Annotated in this window: 20 protein-coding genes; all 20 read left to right on the plus strand. The window is 59.5% G+C overall.

Annotated features, from left to right (window positions below):
• Window positions 1-188 precede the first annotated feature (188 nt).
• A complete protein-coding gene (locus tag H8S02_RS07630) occupies window positions 189-1,694 on the plus strand; it encodes an IMP dehydrogenase (protein ID WP_186970024.1) in 1,506 nt (501 codons plus the stop codon).
• 256 nt (window positions 1,695-1,950) lie between these two features.
• On the plus strand, window positions 1,951-3,231 hold the full coding sequence (locus H8S02_RS07635; protein ID WP_186970025.1) for a chloride channel protein: 1,281 nt from the start codon (window positions 1,951-1,953) through the stop codon (window positions 3,229-3,231).
• A 42-nt stretch (window positions 3,232-3,273) separates the two neighbouring features.
• Window positions 3,274-3,930 carry an HAD family hydrolase gene (locus H8S02_RS07640; RefSeq protein ID WP_186970026.1) on the plus strand — a complete coding sequence of 219 codons (657 nt, stop codon included), beginning with the start codon at window positions 3,274-3,276 and terminating at the stop codon, window positions 3,928-3,930.
• A 191-nt stretch (window positions 3,931-4,121) separates the two neighbouring features.
• On the plus strand, window positions 4,122-5,492 hold the full coding sequence (locus tag H8S02_RS07645; RefSeq protein WP_186970027.1) for an MATE family efflux transporter: 1,371 nt from the start codon (window positions 4,122-4,124) through the stop codon (window positions 5,490-5,492).
• A complete protein-coding gene (locus H8S02_RS07650) occupies window positions 5,489-5,947 on the plus strand; it encodes an S-ribosylhomocysteine lyase (RefSeq protein ID WP_118685623.1) in 459 nt (152 codons plus the stop codon). The genes H8S02_RS07645 and H8S02_RS07650 overlap by 4 nt, the downstream gene beginning before the upstream one ends.
• Before the next feature lie 87 nt (window positions 5,948-6,034).
• Entirely contained in the window at window positions 6,035-6,238 is a 204-nt protein-coding gene (gene rpmE, locus H8S02_RS07655) for a 50S ribosomal protein L31 (RefSeq protein WP_031475830.1), read from the plus strand.
• Between the two features lie 92 nt (window positions 6,239-6,330).
• On the plus strand, window positions 6,331-6,729 hold the full coding sequence (locus H8S02_RS07660) for a hypothetical protein (protein WP_186970028.1): 399 nt from the start codon (window positions 6,331-6,333) through the stop codon (window positions 6,727-6,729).
• Between the two features lie 182 nt (window positions 6,730-6,911).
• Complete coding sequence (gene hflX / locus H8S02_RS07665) at window positions 6,912-8,192, plus strand: GTPase HflX (RefSeq protein WP_186970029.1); 1,281 nt, start codon at window positions 6,912-6,914, stop codon at window positions 8,190-8,192.
• A gap of 33 nt (window positions 8,193-8,225) precedes the next feature.
• Complete coding sequence (locus tag H8S02_RS07670; RefSeq protein ID WP_186970030.1) at window positions 8,226-8,861, plus strand: YigZ family protein; 636 nt, start codon at window positions 8,226-8,228, stop codon at window positions 8,859-8,861.
• Between the two features lie 353 nt (window positions 8,862-9,214).
• Window positions 9,215-10,213: a deoxyguanosinetriphosphate triphosphohydrolase gene (locus H8S02_RS07675; RefSeq protein WP_186970031.1), complete on the plus strand. Its 999-nt coding sequence runs from the start codon at window positions 9,215-9,217 to the stop codon at window positions 10,211-10,213.
• A gap of 15 nt (window positions 10,214-10,228) precedes the next feature.
• Window positions 10,229-11,995: a DNA primase gene (gene dnaG, locus H8S02_RS07680; RefSeq protein ID WP_186970032.1), complete on the plus strand. Its 1,767-nt coding sequence runs from the start codon at window positions 10,229-10,231 to the stop codon at window positions 11,993-11,995.
• Window positions 11,992-13,224, plus strand: coding sequence for an RNA polymerase sigma factor RpoD (gene rpoD / locus H8S02_RS07685; RefSeq protein WP_186970033.1), 1,233 nt, complete (start codon window positions 11,992-11,994; stop codon window positions 13,222-13,224). Before dnaG ends, rpoD begins: the two co-directional genes overlap by 4 nt.
• 205 nt (window positions 13,225-13,429) lie before the next feature.
• A complete protein-coding gene (locus tag H8S02_RS07690) occupies window positions 13,430-15,079 on the plus strand; it encodes a putative manganese-dependent inorganic diphosphatase (protein WP_186970034.1) in 1,650 nt (549 codons plus the stop codon).
• A 79-nt stretch (window positions 15,080-15,158) separates the two neighbouring features.
• Window positions 15,159-15,644: a tRNA (uridine(34)/cytosine(34)/5-carboxymethylaminomethyluridine(34)-2'-O)-methyltransferase TrmL gene (gene trmL, locus H8S02_RS07695; RefSeq protein WP_118685615.1), complete on the plus strand. Its 486-nt coding sequence runs from the start codon at window positions 15,159-15,161 to the stop codon at window positions 15,642-15,644.
• Window positions 15,645-15,655: 11 nt separating this feature from the next.
• On the plus strand, window positions 15,656-16,534 hold the full coding sequence (locus H8S02_RS07700; protein ID WP_186970035.1) for a DegV family protein: 879 nt from the start codon (window positions 15,656-15,658) through the stop codon (window positions 16,532-16,534).
• A 233-nt stretch (window positions 16,535-16,767) separates the two neighbouring features.
• Window positions 16,768-17,970, plus strand: coding sequence for a phosphoglycerate kinase (locus tag H8S02_RS07705; RefSeq protein ID WP_186970036.1), 1,203 nt, complete (start codon window positions 16,768-16,770; stop codon window positions 17,968-17,970).
• A 108-nt stretch (window positions 17,971-18,078) separates the two neighbouring features.
• The gene (gene tpiA, locus H8S02_RS07710) at window positions 18,079-18,849 is read left to right on the plus strand and encodes a triose-phosphate isomerase (RefSeq protein ID WP_110435367.1); all 771 of its coding nucleotides are present in this window, start codon (window positions 18,079-18,081) and stop codon (window positions 18,847-18,849) included.
• Window positions 18,850-18,969: 120 nt separating this feature from the next.
• On the plus strand, window positions 18,970-20,733 hold the full coding sequence (gpmI, locus tag H8S02_RS07715; RefSeq protein WP_186970037.1) for a 2,3-bisphosphoglycerate-independent phosphoglycerate mutase: 1,764 nt from the start codon (window positions 18,970-18,972) through the stop codon (window positions 20,731-20,733).
• 7 nt (window positions 20,734-20,740) lie between these two features.
• Window positions 20,741-20,863, plus strand: a complete 123-nt coding sequence (locus H8S02_RS12715; RefSeq protein ID WP_279287286.1) for a hypothetical protein — start codon at window positions 20,741-20,743, stop codon at window positions 20,861-20,863.
• Window positions 20,864-20,877: 14 nt separating this feature from the next.
• A complete protein-coding gene (gene eno, locus H8S02_RS07720) occupies window positions 20,878-22,197 on the plus strand; it encodes a phosphopyruvate hydratase (RefSeq protein ID WP_186970038.1) in 1,320 nt (439 codons plus the stop codon).
• The last annotated feature ends 322 nt before the right edge of the window (window positions 22,198-22,519 follow it).

The following is a 22,519-nucleotide window of genomic DNA, read 5'->3' on the forward strand; positions in this document are numbered from 1 at the left end:
CTGGAAAATGTGAGAGAAAAAAAGTTTCGCGGCAGGGCTGTCTCATATTTTGCGCGGTTTGCATAATCCTGCCGAGACAAAACTGTTAAAAATCTGTCACATGATTTCTTTACTTTGCAAGGCAAAGAGGATATAATAAAAATAAGTATTCATATATAACCGGAACGGAGAAAAGGAGCTATAACGACATGGCGTATTATTTCAGTGAACCCTCTCATACCTTCAATGAATATCTGCTGGTGCCGGGCTATTCCTCGGCGGAGTGCATGCCGGCGAATGTCAGCCTGCGCACCCCGATCGTAAAATTCAAAAAGGGTGAGCAGTCTGCACTCTATGCCAACATCCCGATGGTGTCTGCGATCATGCAGGCGGTATCCGATGACCGCATGGCGATCGCGCTGGCGCAGGAGGGCGGCATTTCGTTCATCTTCGGCTCGCAGTCGATCGAGAGCGAAGCGGCCATGGTCGCGCGCGTCAAGAGCTACAAGGCAGGTTTTATCGTTTCCGACTCCAACGTAAAGCCGGAGACCACCCTCGCCGAGGTACTGGCGCTCAAGGAGCGCACCGGTCACTCCACCATGGCTGTCACCGACGACGGCACCGCGAACGGCAAGCTGCTCGGCATCGTCACGAGCCGCGACTACCGCGTTTCCCGCATGAGCCGCGACGTCAAGGTCGAGGAATTCATGACCCCGTTCGACAAGCTCATCACCGCTCCGGCTGACACCAGCCTCAAGGCGGCAAACGACATCATCTGGGACCACAAGCTCAACTCCCTGCCGCTCGTAGACGACAAGCAGCACCTCGTCTACATGGTATTCCGCAAGGACTACGACAGCCACAAGGCAAACTCGCTCGAGCTGCTCGACCAGCACAAGCGCTATGTGGTCGGCGCAGGCATCAACACCCGCGACTACGCAGAGCGCGTTCCGGCTCTGGTCGAGGCAGGCGCGGACGTTCTGTGCATCGACTCCTCCGAGGGCTTCTCCGAGTGGCAGAGCCGCACCCTGTCATGGGTACGCGCGAAGTACGGCGACGACGTAAAGGTCGGCGCGGGCAACGTCGTTGACCGCGAGGGCTTCCGTTTCCTCGCTGAGGCAGGCGCGGATTTCATCAAGGTCGGCATCGGCGGCGGCTCCATCTGCATCACCCGTGAGCAGAAGGGCATCGGCCGCGGTCAGGCTACCGCGCTGATCGAGGTTGCGGCAGCACGCGACGAGTATTTCGAGGAGACCGGCATCTACATCCCGATCTGCTCGGACGGCGGCATCGTTCATGACTACCACTGCACGCTCGCGCTCGCGATGGGTGCGGACTTCCTCATGCTCGGCCGTTACTTCTCCCGTTTCGATGAGTCGCCCACGAACAAGGTCAACATCAACGGCAGCTACATGAAGGAGTACTGGGGCGAGGGTTCTGCCCGTGCCCGCAACTGGCAGCGCTACGACATGGGCGGCGACAAGAAGCTGTCCTTCGAGGAGGGCGTTGACTCCTACGTTCCGTATGCAGGCTCTCTGAAGGACAACCTCGGCCTGACGCTGAGCAAGGTCCGCTCGACCATGTGCAACTGCGGCTCGCTCTCCATTCCGGAGTTCCAGCAGAAGGCGAAGATCACGCTCGTTTCCGCTACCTCCATCGTCGAGGGCGGCGCGCACGACGTCGTTCTCAAGGAGACCGCTTCCACCAGCAAATAATTCGGGAACAGCGGCGTTTCTGAGCAGGAAAGCGGTCTGCTGAGACAGACCATTGTCACACAAAGAAATCATCGCGCGGCAGCGCGCATTAAAAAGCGGTTGCTGTGCAAACGCATGAAAACCGGGGGCGTGTACCTCGGTTTTCATACTTTAAGAGGGAGAAAGTTTCCGCATGGGAACTTTCGGACGACTCGTGTTCTGCGCAGCCGGAACGCAGATTGTCGGAAAAAGAGAGAAACAGAAAGGGACGAACGGCATGTCGCACAGAAAGGCACTGCTTCGCCGTATCTACGGCGCATATTACCGCATCAGGCGCAATCTCGGCGCGTTTATCCGCTGGTGCATCTTCTCGATCATCATCGGCCTCGTGGCCGGCGCAGTCGGCGCGGCCTTCCATCACGCGCTCGGCTGGGCGACCGAAATGCGCACCGAACACGGGTGGACGCTGTATTTTCTGCCGCTCGCCGGTCTGTTCATCGCGTTCTGGTACAGCCGGATGGATATGCCGCTCGAGCGCGGCACGAATTTTATCCTCACCTCGGTGCGCAGGGACCATCCGGTGCGGCTGCGGCTCGCGCCGAGCATTTTTATCACCTCGGTGCTGACCCATCTGTGCGGCGGCTCGGCAGGCCGCGAGGGCGCGGCCATTCAGCTCGGCGGCGCGATCTCGGGCAATATCGGCCACCTCATGCATCTCGACGATAAGGATTCGCGCACGATCACCATGTGCGGCATGGCGGCAGGCTTTGCGGCGCTGTTCGGCACGCCGCTCGCGGCGAGCGTGTTCGCGATGGAGGTCGTGAGCGTGGGCGTGATGTATTACGCGGCGCTGCTGCCGTGCGTGCTCGCGTCGGTCATCGCGCAGCGGTTTTCGCTTTTTCTCGGCGGCGAGGCGACGGCGTTTTCCGTTTCCGGCATTCCGCAGGAGGCGGACGCGCTGCTGATCGCGAAGCTGCTGCTGTTCGGCGTGGCGTGCGCCGGTCTTGCGGCGTTCGTGTGCATCGTGTTCCATAACGTCGGCCATCTGTTCAAGAAGTGGTTCCCGAACCGCTATGTGTGCATCGCCGCCGGCGGCGCGGCCGTTGTGGTGCTGACGCTGCTGCTCGGCACGCGCGACTACAACGGCGCGGGCACGCAGGTCATCGAACGCGCGATGGCGGGCGAGGCCTCGTATGCAGCCTGCTTCATCAAGCTCGTCATGACCGCTGTCACGATCGGCGTCGGCTACAAGGGCGGCGAGATCGTGCCCGTGCTGTTCATCGGCTCGACGTTCGGCGCGGCCTACGGCGGCCTGTTCGGCCTCAGTGCATCGTTCGCCGCCGGTCTCGGCATGGTATCCGTGTTCTGCGGCGTGACGAATTCGCCGCTGACGTCGCTGCTGCTCGCTTATGAGCTGTTCGGCGGCGATAGCCTGGCGCTTTTCGCGCTGCCCGTCACGGTGGCGTACATGCTCAGCGGCTACTACGGCCTGTACAGCGAGCAGAAGATCCTGTACTCCAAGCTCAAGCCGCGCTTTATCGACAGAAAAACCAAGTAAGCAGGGAAACGCGCTTCGCCTTCCCCGAAAGGAATAATCCCAATGCAGAATATCAAAGGTGCGATTTTCGACATGGACGGCACGCTGCTCGACTCGATGCCGGTCTGGAAACGCCTGACGCAGAACTACCTCAAGCAGTTTGACCTGCATATCACAGATCAGGATTTTGCGGCGTGCGAGGGCTTTTCGCAGCCGCAGGTCGCGGATTACTTTCTCGCACGCCATCCCGAGCTGCCGCTGACGCGCGAGCAGATGCTGGACGGCATGGACGAGCTCATCACCTCGCGCTATGAGACCATCGCAAAGCCAAAGCCGGGCGTAATCGAGTTTCTTGAGCGGATGCGCAGGAAGGGCGTAAAAATGGCGATCGCGACGCTGACCGCGCGTCGACACGCGGAAAAGGCCCTCCTTGACCGCGGCATGATGCAGTATTTCTCGTTCATGCTTACGATCGAGGATGTGGGCGTACCCAAATACGAACCGGATATTTATCTGGAGGCCGCGCGCCGTCTCGGCCTTGCCCCGGCGGAGTGCATGGTGTTCGAGGACGCGCCCTATGCCGGCGTCACTGCGCACAGGGCAGGCTTTCAGCTGTGCGGCATGGCGGAGGCGGCCTACGCCGACGGGGAAGCCGAGCTTCGAAGCGTCAGCGACATCTTTGTCGAGCGCTCGTTCGACGAGCTTGACGGAAAGCTGTAGGGAGCGGCGGAAGAATGCTGCGGTTTGGACAAAAACACGGTTTTGCAGAAATGCAGCGAAAACTCTTGCATTATGCAGGATAATGTCTTACACTATACATAAGAAGGGATAAATCACCGACTGCGTCAGATACCGCATATCTGACGCGGTTTGTTTGTCTAAGGAGGGTAAATTTGGAACAGCAGAACAAAATGGGAACCGCGAAAATGGGGCCGCTGATCTTTTCGATGGCGCTGCCGGCGATGATCTCCATGATCATCAACGCGCTGTACAACATCGTCGACAGCATCTTTGTCGCGAAGTACTCGCAGGATGCGCTTGCGGCGGTCTCGCTCGTCTATCCGCTCCAGATGCTGGTCGTTGCGATCGGCGTCGGCACAGGCGTGGGTGTAAACTCGCTCATCGCGCGCCGTCTGGGCGAAAGAAGGCAGGAGGCGGCGGACTTGGCGGCGGAACACGGCGTGGCGCTGGCAGTCGTCGGCGGTATCGCGTTCTTCATCCTCGGTTGGGGATTGTCGGGTGTATTCGTCGGCGCATTCGGTGCGAGCGAGGCGGTTTCGACCTTTGCGATCCAGTATTCGCATATCGCGGTCGGCATGAGCATTTTCGTGCTTATCTCCATGATGTGCGAGAAGATCCAGCAGTCGGGCGGCAACATGATCATCCCGATGTGTCAGGGTCTGGCCGGCGCGATCATCAACATCATCCTCGACCCGCTGATGATCTTCGGCATCGGCCCGTTCCCGGAGCTGGGCATCCGCGGCGCGGCGCTCGCGACCGTCATCGGCCAGATCTTCGGCATGGCGCTCGGCCTTTGGGGCGTGTTCCGCCATCAGAAGGTGCTGAACGTCAATATGAAGGCGTTCAAATGGAACCGCGGCACGGTCGGAGACATCTACCGCGTCGGTCTGCCAGGCATCGTCATGCAGAGCGTGGTCTCGGTCATGACCGCCGGCATGAACGGCATTCTGATCGCGTTTTCGCAGACGGCGGTCAACGTCCTCGGCGTATATTTCAAGCTCCAGACCTTCGTATTCATGCCGGTGTTCGGCCTCAACCAGGGCGCGCTGCCGGTCATGGGCTATAACTACGGCGCACGCAACCGCCGGCGTCTGATGGGCGCGTACCGGATCACGCTGACCGCAGCGGTCGTTATCATGGCGCTCGGTCTGGTGCTGTTCCAGCTGCTGCCCGAGCAGATGCTCATGCTGTTCGTGGACAGGACGGACGCGGCGGCCGCACAGGAGATGATCGAGGTCGGCGTTCCGGCGCTCAAGACTATCAGCCTGTCGTTCCTCGGCGCGGCCTTCGGCATCATCAACTCGACGCTGTTCCAGGCAACCGCGCGCGGCATGAACAGTCTGATCGTGTCGGTCTGCCGTCAGCTCGTCGTCATTCTTCCGGCGGCGTGGATACTGGGTCAGCAGTTCGGCCTGAATGCTGTCTGGTATGCGTTCCCGATCGCGGAGGTTGCGTCGTTCTTCATCTCGTATATCCTGCTCTGGCGCGAATACCGCACCGAACTTCGTTTTCTTGGAACTGAAAAGGAGAAAAAGGCATGAAAAGAATTGCAAGCTTTGAGGTAAATCACGACAAGCTGAAGCCGGGTATGTACACCTCGCGCATCGACGGCGACATCACCACTTATGACATCCGCATGGTCTATCCGAACGCGGGCACCTATATCGAGCCTGCCGCAGGCCATACCTTTGAGCACCTGTTCGCGACCTATGCGCGCAACTCCCGTTTTGCGGACAGCATCATCTACTGCGGCCCGATGGGCTGCCAGACCGGCTTTTACTTCCTCGTGCGCGACATGAAGCCGTCCGACGCGATCGCGCTCGTGCAGGAGAGCATGGCGTTCATCGCGGCCTATGAAGGCGAGATCCCGGGCGCGAGCCGCATCGAATGCGGCAACTATCTGCTGCATGACCTGGCAGGCGCAAAGAAGCTGGCGTCTTCCATGATCCCCGTGCTCGAGGGCTGGAAAGAAGAAAATTTAATTTATGAAAAATAATGCTTGCATTTTATCTAAACCTGTGGTAAGATAATTTTACGACTGTTGGAGATATGTAAACATATCCGTGGAAAGAGGTGAAACAACATGAAACAGGGCATCCATCCCGAGTACAAGCAGACCACGATCCGCTGTGCCTGCGGCAATGTCATTGAGACCGGCTCCACCAAGGAGAATATCGTCGTTGACGTTTGCTCCAAGTGCCACCCCTTCTTCACGGGTAAGCAGAAGCTGGTAGACACCGGCGGACGTGTTGATCGCTTCAAGAAGCGTTTCAATCTGGATAAGTAATGCGAAAAGCCATCGAAACGTTATGCGTTCGGTGGCTTTTTCGTTGTACATCAAGTGATTTTTGTAAAACGGAAGCTGCGGAGGTGTTTGAAATGCGTAGAAACCTCGTGTCGCCTCTGGGACTGTTCGCCGCGCATGCGGCCGCGTCCCTTGTCAATATCCGGTTCCTTTTTCACGGCAGAACGACGCCGGTACAATGGCTCTGCTTTGCTGTCACGCTTTTATATATCGGATACTGGCTGCTGTACAGCAGAAAAGTACCGAACGCCGGCATCACAGCATACACCGTTCTGTTTTTCGTATTCATGGCAGGCTTCGCGGCTGCCCGGTTCGACTGGAACAGCAGCCTGCTGCTCGCTGTCGTGCTTTTGCTGATGGGCCCTTTTGCAGGGCTGGAGGCAGTCTTTCCGGCGCCGTGGCTGTGGATTGCCGGTGCGCTGGTGAGCGCGGCGGTGGTGCTGTTCAGCCTGCGAGTGAAACATAGACGCTGACCGCAGCAGGTTTCCGGATATAAAAAACGCTGCGGAACCGGACCGCAGCGAAGAAGATTTCCTTTTTTCTATGCTTATAGTACCACAAAATTTCCGCAAAGCGCCGCAGCTTTCATTGTGCGGTGTTGCCTTAAGTATAGGGAGAACAAACACGCACGAGAGCAGCAGGGAGGAGATTTACCATGCCGTTTACCAACGAAACTGAAGAGAAGCAGGTCGAGCGCGCCGTTCTGGTCGGTCTGTCCTGCCCGGGCTTCAACGCCGATCAGGCGGCGGACGAGCGCACGATGGACGAGCTGCGCGCGCTGGCGGAGACCGCAGGCGCGGAGGCGGTCGCCATGACGCTCCAGCGCCGCCCGGCCCCGGACGCACGCACGTTCATCGGCGAGGGCAAGGCCGAGGAGGTCAAGGCGCTCGCCGAGGCGAACGACGCGAGCCTTATCCTGTTCGACAACGAGCTGTCGCCCTCGCAGATGAGCAATCTTGAGGAGCTGACCGGACGCACGGTGCTCGACCGCTCCGCGCTCATTCTGGATATTTTCGCGCAGCGCGCCCGGACGGGCGAGGGCAAATTACAGGTCGAGCTGGCGCAGTATCAGTATATCCTGCCCCGTCTGGCCGGCATGGGCAAGGTGATGAGCCGCCTCGGCGGCGGCATCGGTACCCGAGGCCCCGGCGAGAGCAAGCTCGAGAGCGACCGCCGTCATATTCGCAGCCGCATCGACAAGCTCAGACGCGATCTCGAGCAGGTGCGGCAGGTGCGCGCGGTGCAGCGCCGCCAGCGCAAAAAGACCGAGCTGCCTATGGTCGCCATCGTCGGCTACACGAACGCGGGCAAGAGTACGCTCCTGAACACGCTGACCGGCGCCGGTATCGAGGCGAATGACCGCCTGTTCGATACGCTCGACCCGACCACGCGCAAAAAGCGCATTTCCGACACGCAGGAGATCCTGCTGTCCGACACGGTAGGCTTTATCCGCAAGCTGCCGCATCATCTGGTCTCGGCGTTCAAGGCGACGCTCGAGGAGCTTGCCTATGCCGACCTGCTGCTTCACGTCGTGGATGTTTCCGACGAGGACTGGCAGGTGCAGGCGGAAACGGTCGACAAGGTCATCGCGCAGCTCGGCGCGCAGGATATTCCGCGCCTCATGGTCTACAACAAGGCGGATAAGTGCGACCCGGACGTCATCCCGTTCTTCCGCCCGGACGAGGGCGTTAAGATCTCGGCAAAGACCGGGGAGGGCGTGGACGCCCTGCTCGCCGCCATCGAGAAGGCGCTCGGCAAGGGAAAGCACAGGGTCCGTCTGTGCATCCCGTACAGCGACGGCGCGGTGCTCGATATGCTGCACCGGGAGGCGCAGATCGAGTCCACCGACTATGCTGCCGAGGGAACGGTCGTCGAGGCGGTCGTGGACGACAAGACCTGCGGCAGGGTTTCCGCCTATATCATCGACAACGAGTAAAAGAGATTTCCTGATTATGCAAAGGAACGGCTGATGGAAAAAGACTACTTTGTGCCTTTTGCCGACTTCGGCGAGGATAAATTCGAAGAAAAACGCTCCAAATTCACCGGACGGCTGTGGCACGTGGAAACAGCGGAGCAGGCGGTGGCGAAGATCAAGGAGATGCGCGAGACCTTCTGGGACGCGACGCATAACTGTTACGCCTACATCCTGCGCGAGGGCAACGTCATGCGCTATTCGGACGACGGCGAGCCGCAGGGCACGGCCGGCATGCCCATCCTCGAGGTGCTGCGGCACGAAAATCTGACCGACTGCGTGTGCGTCGTCACGCGCTATTTCGGCGGCATCCTGCTCGGCACGGGCGGCCTTGTCCGCGCGTACACGCAGGGCGCGCAGGTCGCTGTCGCAGCGGCGGGCGTGCAGCGCATGAGCCTGTATACCGTCGCGCTCATCGCGTGCCCGTACAATCTGTACGACATCGTGACCCATCTGCTGCCGGAGTATGACTGTGCGGTCGAGGAGACCGACTACGGCGCGGACGTCACGCTGACCGTGACTCTGCCGGCAGGCGGCGAGGACAGGCTGAACGCCGGTCTCGCGGAGGCGACCGCCGGCACGGTCTATGCCGAGGTCATGGAGACGAAATTCATGGGACGGCGCGTGAAGTGAGGGACGGCGAAAAAAGCCGCGCAGAATTTTTCAAAAAAATTTCGGAAATAAAAAGATTTTCGAGACCCGGCGCGGTATATATATAATATGACCTTTTCTGCATAGCTGGGAGGAAGTATTAAGACTGTCGAAAAACTTCGTTTTTCCGACAATCTGTGTTCTGACTGGCGCAGAACACAAGTCGTCCGAAAGTTCCCATGCGGAAACTTTCTCCCTCCAGAGGTATCAAAACCGAGGTGCACGCCCCCGGTTTTGATGCAATCACTTCGTGATTGCTGTTTCAATGCGCGCTGTCGCGCGACAGCGGCAGCATCACCAAAATGGACTTTCTCGACAAGCGGGGAGGAAATATCATGACCATACGCGAACAGCTGGAGGCGCGCGAGCACGACATTCTTTCGCCGTGGGCGACGTTTGCCGACGAAAGCGCGGGACGCGAGCAGGAAATGCAGCCCTGTCCGTACCGGACCTGCTTTCAGCGCGACCGCGACCGCATCCTGCACAGCAAGGCGTTTCGCCGCCTGTCCAACAAAACGCAGGTTTTCATTTCTCCCGAGGGCGACCACTACCGCGCCCGCCTGACGCACACGCTCGAGGTGGCGCAGATCGCGCGGACGATCGCACGGGCGCTCGGCCTGAACGAGGATCTGACCGAGGCGATCGCGCTCGGCCACGATCTCGGCCACACGCCCTTCGGCCATGCAGGAGAGAGCGCGCTCAATGAGGTCTGTCCGCAGGGCTTCCGCCACAACGAGCAGAGCCTGCGGCTTGTGGATCTGCTCGAAAATCTCAATCTGACGCGCGAGGTGCGGGGCGGCATCGTCTGCCACACGGGCAGCCGCAAGGCGGCAACGCCCGAGGGGCGCATCATCCATTTCGCTGACCGCATCGCCTACATCAATCACGACATCGACGACGCGGTGCGCGGCGGCATCATCCGCGAGAGCGACATCCCGGCGCATCTGCGCACGAGACTCGGCGCCTCGCACGGCACGCGCATCGATACGCTCGTGACCGCGATGATCGACTACGGCCTGCAATACTGCGAGATCGGCATGGACCGCGCCGTGCACGACGATATGATGGAGCTGCGGCAGTTCATGTTCGAGCATGTGTACCGCAGTCCTGAGGTCCGGCGCGAGGAAACGCGCACGCGGACCATGCTGCAAAGCCTTTACCGCTATTTTGCCGAGCATCCCGATGAGATGCCGGATGATTATTTTGTACTGATGACGAAGGGAGAGCCGCTCGAGCGGGTCGTGTGCGACTATATTGCGAGCATGACCGACCGCTACTCGATCGCGGTGTTCCGCCGGCTGTTCATTCCGAACAGCTGGAGCAAAACGGACTGATCGGAGGTGAGTTCTGTGCCGTTTGACCGTATCTTTCTGGACGAGCTGTCCGCGCGAAACGACATCGTGGACGTGGTCTCGCAGTATGTGCAGCTGAAAAAGAGCGGCGCGAACTACTTTGGCCTGTGTCCGTTCCATAACGAAAAGACCGGCTCGTTCTCGGTCTCGCCCGACAAGCAGATCTTCCACTGCTTCGGCTGCGGCGCGGGCGGCGGCGTCATCACGTTCGTGATGAAGGCCGAGGGACTGTCGTTCCCCGATGCGGTGCGCTATCTGGCCGACCGGGCAGGCATGCAGGTGCCCGAGCAGGGCGAGGAGGAGCGCCGCGCCGCGCGGCACCGCGACCGTCTGTATGCCCTGTGCAGGGACGCCGCACGGTTTTACTACGATACGCTGTGGAGGCCGGAAAACCGCGCGCCGCAGCAGTATTTCATCGGCCGCGGCCTGTCGCGGCGCACGATGAACCGGTTCGGTCTCGGCTATGCGCCCGACTCGTTCCATGCGCTTATGGACGCGATGACGGCGAAGGGGTATACGCGCGACGAGCTGCTCGACGCGGGCCTTGTCAGCCGCAGCGAGAAGGGGCGCATCTACGACCGCTTCCGAAACCGCGTGATGTTCCCAATCATAGATGTGCGGGGCAACGTCATCGCCTTCGGCGGCCGCGTCATGGACGACTCCAAGCCGAAATACCTCAACTCGCCCGAGACGCCGATCTTCCACAAGAGCCGCAATCTGTTTGCGCTCAATCTTTCCAAAACGACGAAAAACGACTACTTTATCCTTGCCGAGGGCTATATGGACGTCATCGCCCTGCATCAGGCAGGCTTTGACTCGGCGGTGGCCTCGCTCGGCACCTCGCTGACCGAGGAGCAGGCGCGCATCATCGCGCGGCATACCGAGCGCATCGTGATCTCGTATGACGCGGACGGCGCCGGTCAGTCTGCGGCGCAGCGCGCCATCGACATCCTGAAAAGGTGCGACCTTCAGGTCAAGGTGCTGCGCATTCCGGGTGCGAAGGACCCGGATGAGTTCATCAAGGCGCGGGGCGCGGCGGCGTTCCGTGCACTCATCGAGCGCAGCGAGGATCACAATGCGTTCCGCATCGAGCAGATCGCGGCGAAATACGACCTTGAGGACGATGAGGCGCGCGTGCTGTTCCTGAAAGACGCGGCGCGCATGCTCGCCGGCATCGAAAGCTCGATCGAGCGCGAGGTCTATGCAGGGCGCGCGGCGAAAATGGCCGGCGTCACGCCCGAGGCGATGGCGGTCGAGGTGCGGCGCGAGCTCGGCATTCAGCGCAAACGGCGCCGCGCCGCAGAGCGGCGCGAGATCCGCTCGCCGGTCGGCCTTGCGCAGCCGAAGGACCGGACGCTCGCCTATGCCGATGTGAAAAGCGCAAAGGCCGAGGAAAACGTGCTCCGTCTGCTGTTCACCGACCAGAAGCTGATACACAGCGTGGAAGAACAGCTGCCGGCGGCGTGGTTTTCCGCCCCGGTTCTGCGTAAGATATACGAGCGTGTGCTCGAGCTGGACCGCAGCGGCAGCCTTGTCGATGCGCTGGCCTTCGAGGGACAGCTCGAAACCGGTGAAATGAGCCTGCTTGCCGGAATACTGGAGCAGGGTGTACCGCCCGGCGACCATCGCGCGGAGCTGCGGGAGTACATAAATACGATACGATTACAGCGCGTCAAGGACGGAACGCTCACGCAGGCAGGGGAGGACCCGCTGCTGACGTTCGGACGCATGAAAAACCAAAACGCGGGAGGACAAACGATATGACGAACAACAAGGCACAGCAGAGCGCTGAAAAGACGGCGGAGCAGCAGCAGGTCCTGCGCGACCTGCTCGCCCTCGGCAAGAAAAACGGCCGTCTGACGCTCAAGGAAATGGCGGATGCGCTCAGCCACCTCGAGCTGGAGAGCGATGACATCGACAAGCTGTACGAGACGCTGGAGTCTATGGGCGTCGAGGTCGAGACCGAAGGCGTTCTGGAAAAGGCGCTCGGCGACGGCGACGACGACAGCTTTGAGCCGGGCACGGTCGAGGAGGTTCCTGAGGAGGAGCTGATCGACACCTCTGCCATGGCGGAGACCTTCGCCATCGACGACCCGGTCCGCATGTACCTCAAGGAGATCGGCAAGGTCGACCTGCTCACGCCCGAGGAGGAGGTAACGCTCGCGGAGCGCATGCAGAAGGGCAGCGCCGCCGCCGAGCGCATCGCGGCAGAGGGCGACGCCATCCCGCCCGAGGAGCGCGCACAGCTCGACAAGGACATCAAGGCGGGCGACCGCGCGAAAAAGCGTCTGGCGGAGGCCAACCTCCGTCTGGTCGTTTCCATCGCAAAGCGCTATGTCGGCCGAGGCATGCTGTTCCTCGACCTCATTCAGGAGGGCAACCTCGGTCTGATCAAGGCGGTCGAGAAGTTCGACAGCACCAAGGGCTTCAAGTTCTCGACCTACGCGACCTGGTGGATCCGTCAGGCCATCACCCGCGCGATCGCGGATCAGGCGCGCACCATCCGCATCCCGGTACACATGGTCGAGACCATCAACAAGGTCATCCGCGTTTCCCGTCAGCTGCTTCAGGAGCTCGGCCATGACCCGAGTCCGGAGGAGATCGCGAAGGAAATGAACATGCCGGTAGACCGCGTGCGCGACATCCTCAAGATCGCGCAGGAGCCGGTTTCGCTCGAGACCCCGATCGGCGAGGAGGAGGACTCTCACCTCGGCGACTTCATCCCGGACGACGACGCGCCGGAACCGGCGGAGGCTGCCTCCTTCATGCTGCTCAAGGAGCAGCTCGTCGAGGTGCTCAAGACGCTGACGCCGCGTGAGGAAAAGGTCCTGCGCCTGCGCTTCGGCATCGAGGACGGCCATACCCGCACCCTCGAGGAGGTCGGCAAGGAGTTCAACGTAACCCGTGAGCGTATCCGCCAGATCGAGGCCAAGGCGCTGCGCAAGCTGCGTCATCCGTCGCGCTCGAAGAAGCTCAAGGACTTCCTGAACTGAGCTGTCGCGAAAACGGACTTTATCGACAAACTGACGCCTGCCCGGATTTCCGGACAGGCGTTTTTTGCGTTCTGACATAAAAAATTCGTGAAAAATCGCGAAATGAAGGCGAATAATCATACGCAGACGGTTGAGAAGTGCGAAAATAAATGCTATAATTAGTAAACACTCTGGCACCTATCACAAAAAGAAGGAGCAAATGTAAATGAGCCCAGTTTTTGTTATCGGACACCGAAACCCGGATACGGACTCGATCTGCTCCGCGATCTGCTATGCCGACCTCAAGCGCAAGCTGACCGGAGAAGAATATATCGCCTGCCGCGCAGGCCATGTCAACGCAGAGACCCAATTCGTCCTCGAGCACTTCGGCGTCGAGCCGCCGCGCTATATCGCCTCGTTCGAGCCGCGACTGAGCGACGTACAGTACCGCGAGGTCGCAGGCATCGACTCGGAAATGTCGCTGCGCCGCGCGTGGGACTACATGAACGAAAACGACATCCAGACGCTTGCGGTCGTCGATGAGGACCGCCATCTGAATGGACTGCTGACGCTGAGCGACATCGCGCGCTTTTACATGGAGGATCAGGACGCGAACGCGCTGGCCGAGGCAAAGACCAGCTACCGCAATCTGGTCGATGTTCTGGACGGCACGCTCGTCAACGGCGAGCTCGAGCAGCCGTTCGAGCAGGGCCGCGTCGTTGTTGCGGCGGCGAACCCGGATGTTCTCGAGGACTACATCGCGCCGAACGACATGGTCATCCTCGGAAACCGCTACGAGAGCCAGCTGTGCGCCATCGAAATGAACGCCGGCTGCATCATCATCGGCCTCGGCGCCAAGGTCTCGCGCACCATCCGCAAGCTCGCCTCGGAAAACGGCGTTTCCATCATCGCAACGCCGCTCGATACATATACCTGCGCCAAGGTCATCAGCCAGGCGGTTCCGGTGCGTCATGTCATGCGCCGCAAGGGTCTGATCACCTTCGAACCGGAGGAGAACGTCGAGGACGTCAAGCGCACGGTTTCCAAAAAGCGCATCCGCTACTATCCGCTGCTCGACGAGCAGGGCCGCTACATCGGCATGTTCTCGCAGCGCAATCTGCTCGATCTGGAGCGGCCGAACGTCATCCTTGTCGATCACAACGAACGCGATCAGGCCGCCGAGGGCATCCGCTCGACCAACATCGTCGAGATCATCGACCATCACCGCATCGACTCGGTCGAGACGAGCGGGCCGATCTATTTCCGCAATCAGCCGCTCGGCTGCACCGCGACCATCATCACCCAGATGTATCACGAAAAGAACATCGAAATCGAGCCGAAGATCGCGGGCCTGCTGTGCTCGGCGATCCTGTCGGACACGCTGATGTTCCGTTCGCCGACCTGCACGCCGCTCGACCGCATGGCGGCCGAGGAGCTGGCGAAGATTGCGGGTCTGAACATCAGGGAGTATGCGTCTGAGATGTTCCGCTCGAGCTCGCGCCTGCGCGACCGCTCGATGGACGAGCTGTTCCACATGGACTTCAAGTATTTCCAGGTGCAGGACCGCAAGATCGCGATCTCGCAGATCACGAGCGTGAGCGAGGACGAGCTGTCCGGCATCCGGGACAAGATGCTCGAATATATGGAAAGCTGCCTCAAGACGAGCGGACTGTCCATGCAGTTCGCCATGCTGACCAACATCATCGAGGAAAAGACCGAGCTGCTCTATGTCGGCAAGGGCGCGCAGGAGCTTGTCCGCATGGCATTCAAGAAGGAGTGCGGCGAGCATTCGGTCGTGCTGCCCGGCGTAGTCAGCCGCAAAAAGCAGATGGTAACGCCGCTGCTCGGCGCGATGGAGGAGGAAGCAGGACTCTGAGACCTGTCAGACGGCTGCATCACATCAAACAGAGGAAATTTTTGACGGCGTACCCGCCGTTCTCAGGAGAAAAAAGCAAATGATCAATATCGTTCTGGTCGAGCCGGAGATCCCGCAGAACACCGGCAACATCGCGCGCACCTGCGCGGCGACGGGCTGCGTGCTGCATCTGGTCGAACCGCTCGGCTTTCAGCTCGACGACAGGCGCATGAAGCGCGCCGGTCTGGACTACTGGCACCTGCTCGATGTCCGTATGTACAAAAATCTGGAGGATTTTTTTGAAAAGAACCCGGACGGACGGTACTTCTACGCGACGACCAAGGCACCTCACGCCTATCATGAGGTCGAGTACCGCGACGGCGACTACCTGATGTTCGGCAGGGAGACGCGCGGTCTGCCCGAGCCGCTCCTCGTCGAGCACCCCGAGCGCTGCGTGCGCATTCCGATGCGCGAGGGCGCGCGAAGCCTCAATCTGTCCAACTCGGTCGCTGTCCTCGTTTTCGAGGCGCTGCGTCAGACCGGCTTTGAAAATCTGAAGCTTGCCGGACCGTTTCCGCAGGCATAAAGGAGAAAAATATGGAGAAGATACATATTCTGACGGATTCCTCGTCCGATATCCCGCAGGCCCTCGTAGAGCAGCACGGCATCGAGATTGTGCCCATCATGCTCAGCCACGGCGGCCGCACCTTCCGCGAGTATTATGACATCACCCCGGCGGAATGCTGCAGGCTGCTCGAGGAGAGCGACGAGATCCCGAGCACTGCGATGGCAACGCCTGCGGTGTTCCTCGAATCGTACAACCGCGCGTTCGAGCGCGGCTGCACCCACCTCATCGGCGTTATCATCAACGGCAGCGGCTCGGGCACCTATCAGGCGGCCTGCCTTGCGAAGGGAATGTTCGAGGAGGAGCACGGCGAGGGCGCGATGGTCATCGAGGTGTTCGACTCGCGCACCTATACCTACATCTATGGACACATTGTCGTCAAGGCGGCCGAGATGCGCGAGCAGGGCGAAAGCTTTGAGGCGATCACGAGCGTCATCCGCAGCCGGCTGAGCCGCGTCGAGGCGTATCTCGGCGTGTACACGCTCAAATATCTCAAGAAATCCGGCCGTATTTCGGGCGGCGCGGCGTTCGTCGGCGAGGCGCTCGGCCTCAAGCCGATCAGCTTTGTCTACGACGGCGCGGTCAAGGTCTGCGACAAGGTGCGCGGCGAAAAGGCGCTCGCGGCAGGCATCTGCAAAAAGGTCGCCGCCCGCGTGCAGCAGCCGGAAAAGCAGACCGGCATCCTGCTCTATGGCGATGTGCCCGAGGAGCGTCTGGCCGAGGTCGAAAAGCGCATGCGCGAGGAGATCGGCTTCAAGGACGTCGTCCGCTGTGCGATCGGCCCGTCCGTTCTGAGCAATACCGGCCCGCTCGCCATCGCTGTTGCGTACTACGGCGCGCCGCGCGAGTAAAGAAAATTGTGAAAAATGTAGAATATTTTCCGGTTTTTCGGCGCAAAACGCAAAAATCCTCTAAAACGTTGCCGAAAGGTGAGGTTTTTCTCAAATTTGCTTGCGAACAGGGCGGATTACGAGTATAATTTTGTAGTGGAAACGGAATTCTTTCGTTAAGAAATTTCGTTATTTGGGATAATACAATATTATCAGCTGTATTACAGACTTTTCACTAAGGAGAGGGATATACTATGCAGTACAACAAGAAGAGCGTCGAGGATATCGACGTTTCCGGCAAGAAGGTTATCGTTCGCTGCGACTTCAATGTTCCGCAGGACGAGAACGGCAACATTACCGACGACAAGCGCATCCGCGCATCTCTCGAGACCATCAACTACCTGCTGAGCCACAACGCAGCAGTCATCCTGTGCTCTCATCTGGGCCGCCCGAAGGGCGAGGTTAACATGAAGTACTCGCTGGCTCCGGTTGCAAAGCGCCTGTCCGAGCTGCTCGGTCAGGAGGTCAAGCTCGCAAAGGACGTTGTAGGCGAGGACGCAAAGAAGCTGGCTTCCGAGGTTCAGCCGGGCCACGCTGTCCTGCTCGAGAACGTTCGTTTCGAGAAGGGCGAGACCAAGAATGACGCAGCTCTGGCAAAGGCTATGGCCGACATGGCTGAGATCTACGTCAACGACGCCTTCGGCACCGCACACCGCGCACACGCTTCCACCGCAGGCATCGCAGATTACCTGCCGGCTGTATGCGGCTTCCTCATCAAGAAGGAGATCTCCATCATGGGCAAGGCTCTGAGCGACCCGGCTCGTCCGTTCGTTGCTATCCTGGGCGGCGCCAAGGTCTCCGACAAGCTGGCCGTTATCGAGAACCTGATCGACAAGTGCGATACCATCATCATCGGCGGCGGCATGGCATACACGTTCCTCGCAGCCAAGGGCTACGGCATCGGCAAGTCTCTGTTTGATGCAGAAAAGGTTGACTACTGCAAGGACATGATGAACAAGGCTGAGACCAAGGGCGTCAAGCTGCTCCTGCCGGTCGATACCGTTGTTGCCGCTTCGTTCCCGAACCCCATCAACGCAGCTATCGACGTTAAGACCGTCTCCGTCGATGCAATTCCTGCCGACATGGAGGGCATGGACATCGGCGAAAAGACGCGCGAGCTCTTTGCTGACGCTGTAAAGTCCGCCAAGACTGTTGTCTGGAACGGTCCTATGGGCGTTTTCGAGAATCCCACCCTTGCCAAGGGCACCATTGCCATGGCACAGGCACTGGCTGACTCCTCCGCTACCACTATCGTCGGCGGCGGCGACTCCGCAGCAGCCTGCGAGCAGCTGGGCTTTGCAGACAAGATCACCCATATCTCCACCGGCGGCGGCGCTTCTCTGGAGTTCCTCGAGGGCAAGGAACTGCCGGGCATCGCGTGCCTGCTCAATAAGTAATAAACGCTTTATACCGGGGCGCGCGAACGCCGCGCTCCGTATAAATACATAAAGGATAAGGACGAACAAGAGAAAATCGTCTGAATTTTTGAAAGGGGTATATCCAAAATGAATCGCAGATACCGTAAGACCATCATTGCCGGCAACTGGAAGATGAACAAGACTCCGGCAGAGGCAAAGGCTCTGATCGAGGAGATGAAGCCGCTCCTCTCCAAGACCAAGTGGTGCGAGATGGTTCTTTGCGTACCGTTCACCGATATCCAGGCTGCTGTAAAGGCTGCCAAGGGTTCCAAGATCGCTATCGGCGCTGAGAACATGCACTTCGAGAAGTCCGGCGCATTCACCGGCGAGATCTCCGCTGACATGCTCAAGGAGCTGGGCGTCAAGTACGTTATCATCGGCCACTCCGAGCGCCGTCAGTACTTCAACGAGACCGACGAGGCATGCGGCAAGAAGGTTCAGGTTGCTCTCGAGAACGGCCTGCGCCCGATCCTGTGCGTTGGCGAGTCCCTGACCGAGCGCGAGCAGGACGTTACCATGGAAGTTATCCGCAAGCAGATCAAGATCGCTCTGCAGAACGTAGCTGTTGAGGACATCAAGAAGGTCGTCATCGCTTACGAGCCGATCTGGGCGATCGGTACCGGCAAGACCGCTACCGCAGAGCAGGCTAACGAGGTTTGCTCCGCAATCCGTGACTGCCTGCGCGAGAAGTACGGCGCACGCGCTGCCCGCGGCATCACCATCCAGTACGGCGGCTCCATGAACGCTAAGAACGCTTCCGAGCTGCTGGCTCAGCCGGACGTTGACGGCGGCCTCATCGGCGGTGCATCTCTGAAGAGCGCAGACTTCGCTACTATCGTAGAAGCAGCTAATCAGTAATTAAATCGCGTAGATCGCGGTAACGGGAAGTCCTCCCGCGCTAATCGCGAAGAGGGGGGGCAGCGACAGGTATCGTTGCCCCTTTCTGTCCGTTTTCACTTCTGAAAAGGAGTCACAAGAATGATTAAAAAGACCACCGCGCCGGGCGCTTCCGACGCAGCAGAAAAGGCTGTACCGGTAAACGTTCTGGCGGATCCGGTCGTTGTCAAGGCTGAGGAGCCGGCCAAGCCGAAGCGCAGCCGCAAGACCAAGGCTGAGGCAGAGGGCGCAGCAAAGCCGGCAGCCAAGCGCGGCCGCAAGCCCGCCGCAAAGACGACGGCCGAGAAAAAGACCTCGACCCGCAGGAGCACTGCCAAGAAGGCGGAAGGCCCGAAGAAGCCGACCGCTCTGATCATCATGGACGGCTTCGGCCACCGTGCGGAGAAGAAGGGCAATGCGATCGAGGCCGCAAACAAGCCGAATCTCGACCGGATCTTCTCTGAAAATCCGCTGACCTATATCGGCGCATCCGGTCTGGACGTCGGTCTGCCGGACGGCCAGATGGGCAACTCCGAGGTCGGTCACACCAATATCGGTGCAGGCCGCATCGTATATCAGGAGCTGACCCGCATCACCAAGGCGATTCAGGACGGCGATTTCTTCGAGAACCCGGCTCTGATGAGCGCCATCAACCAGTGCAAGTGGTTCGATTCCACCCTGCACATCTTCGGCCTCCTGTCCGACGGCGGCGTTCACTCCCACATTGACCATATGTTCGCGCTGCTCGAGCTCGCGCGCCGCAACGGTCTGCGCAAGGTATGCTTCCACTGCTTCATGGACGGCCGCGACACGCCGCCGCAGTCCGGCATCGAGTATATCGACCGCCTGCAGGCCAAGATCGACGCCGTCGAGGTCGGCTGCATCGCGACCGTATCCGGCCGCTACTACGCAATGGACCGCGACAACCGCTGGGACCGCGTAGAGAAGGCATACAAGGCGATCGCGCTCGGCGAGGGCGAGCACGCCGCTTCCGCGCATGAGGCGATGGAGAAGTCCTACGCCGCAGGCGTTACCGACGAGTTCGTCGTTCCGGTCATCGTGACCGAGGGCGCGACCGTCCGCGACGATGACGCGATCATCTTCGCAAACTTCCGCCCCGACCGCGCACGCGAGATCACCCGTGCCTTCGTCGATCCGGAATTCACCGGCTTCGAGCGCGTACAGCCTAAGATCCATTATGTCTGCATGACGCAGTATGATGCGACCATCCCGGGCGTAGAGATCGCCTTCAAGCCGCAGAGCCTCAAGAACACCTTCGGTGAGTATATCTCCGATCTGGGCATGACCCAGCTGCGCATTGCTGAGACCGAGAAGTACGCACACGTTACGTTCTTCTTCAACGGCGGCGTCGAGAAGGAGTATCCGGGCGAGGACCGTGCTCTGGTTCCGTCTCCCAAGGTCGCAACTTATGACCTTCAGCCGGAGATGAGCGAGCCGGCTGTCACCGAGGAGTGCGTCAAGCGCATCCTGTCCGGCAAGTACGACGTTATCATCTTGAACTTCGCAAACTGCGACATGGTCGGCCATACCGGCGTGTTCGAGGCAGCCGTCAAGGCGATCGAAGCGACCGACGACGGCGTAGGCAAGGTCGTTGACGCGATCCTCAAGATGGGCGGTCAGTGCCTGATCACCGCCGACCACGGCAACGTTGACCAGATGCTCGACGCAGACGGCGTTACCCCGTTCACCGCTCACTCCACCAACCCCGTGCCGCTCGTTATGGTCGGCCACGAGGGCAAGCTGGCGGACGGCGGCGTTCTGGCGGATCTGGCTCCCACCATGCTCGACATGATGGGCCTGCCGCAGCCGGCCGAGATGACGGGCCACAGCCTGCTGGTAAAGTAAATCCCCCTTGGATACCAAAAAAGTTCCCGAGGAAACTTTTTCGGATAACCCGCGCCGCGTGCGCGGCGCAGCGGAAATGCTGCTTCCGGTATTTCTGCTGTTTGAATGCCAACCATTTATTTTAATATAAAAGGAGTAAGAATTATGAAGGGCTACATTGAAATTGTTGATGTAATCGGCCGCGAGATCATGGACTCCCGTGGCAACCCGACCGTAGAGGTTGAGGTTTACGTTGAGGGCGACACCGGCGCATACATGGGCCGCGCTGCTGTTCCGTCCGGCGCTTCCACCGGTATCTTCGAGGCTTGCGAGCTGCGCGACGGCGACAAGTCCCGCTACAACGGCAAGGGCGTTCTGAAGGCTGTTGACGCTGTCAACGGCGAGATCGCTGAGGTCGTTATCGGCATGAACGCTCTCGACCAGCAGGCGATCGACAAGGCTATGATCGAGGCTGACGGCACCCCGAACAAGACCAAGTTCGGCGCAAACGCTATCCTCGGCGTATCTCTGGCAGTTGCAAAGGCAGCAGCTGAGGCTCTGTCCCTGCCGCTTTACAACTACATCGGCGGCTGCAACGCCAAGACCCTGCCGATGCCGATGATGAACATCCTCAACGGCGGCGCTCACGCTACCAACAACGTTGAGATCCAGGAATTCATGATCATGCCGGTTTCCGCTCCGTCTTTCCGCGAGGCTCTGCGCCGCTGCGCTGAGGTATTCCATCAGCTCAAGACCACCCTCAAGGAGAACGGCACCCCGGCTGCAGGTGTTGGCGACGAGGGCGGCTACGCTCCGAACCTGAAGAAGGACGAGGACGCTCTGAAGGTTATCGTTCAGGCAATCGAAGAGGCTGGCTACAAGCCGGGTGAGGACTTCATGATCGCGATCGACGCTGCTTCCTCCGAGTGGTGGAACGACGAGGAGAAGTGCTATATCCAGCCGAAGTCCGGCAAGAAGCTGACCCAGAAGCAGCTGGTCAACATGTGGAAGACCTTCGCTGACAAGTACCCGATCATCTCCCTCGAGGACGGCATGGCTGAGGAAGACTGGGAAGGCTGGGCTATGCTGACCAAGGCTCTGGGCGACAAGATCCAGCTGGTCGGCGACGACCTGTTCGTTACCAACACCGCTCGTCTGTCCAAGGGCATCGAGCTGGGCGTTGCTAACTCCATCCTGATCAAGGTTAACCAGATCGGCTCTCTGACCGAGACCCTGGACGCGATCCAGATGGCGAACCGCGCAGGCTACACCGCTGTCGTTTCTCACCGCTCCGGCGAGACCGAGGACGCTACCATCGCTGACATCGCTGTTGCTCTGAATGCAGGCCAGATCAAGACCGGCGCTCCGTCCCGTACCGACCGCGTTGCGAAGTACAATCAGCTGCTCCGCATCGAGGAAGAGCTGGGCGAGGACGTTGCACAGTTCCTCGGCAAGAAGGCTTTCTTCAACCTCAAGAACAAGTAATTTTTTACAGCTTGTAAAAAATGATAAAAAGCAGGACGTCTCTTTATCGGAGGCGTCCTGTTTTTTTCTGATACTGGTAAAAATAACGAGAATATTCCTGTGAGAAAAAATTATTTTTCTCCCGGGATGCCCTTGTGAAATGGTTGTTACTAAGGGTCGGAAAAGGTCGGATTTTTCAGGATACAGGGTCAGTGCGCGGAATAAACGAAGAGAAAAATGGTGAAGGAGGATGCAGAAAATGGAGATAAAAAATTCTCATCCTGCCTGCCGGAGCCGAATTGCCATAAAATGCGGTTGACGGCTGATACGGTTTGTGATAAGA

Origin of the sequence: Agathobaculum hominis, from assembly GCF_014288055.1 — a bacterium.
Lineage (GTDB): Bacteria > Bacillota > Clostridia > Oscillospirales > Butyricicoccaceae > Agathobaculum > Agathobaculum hominis.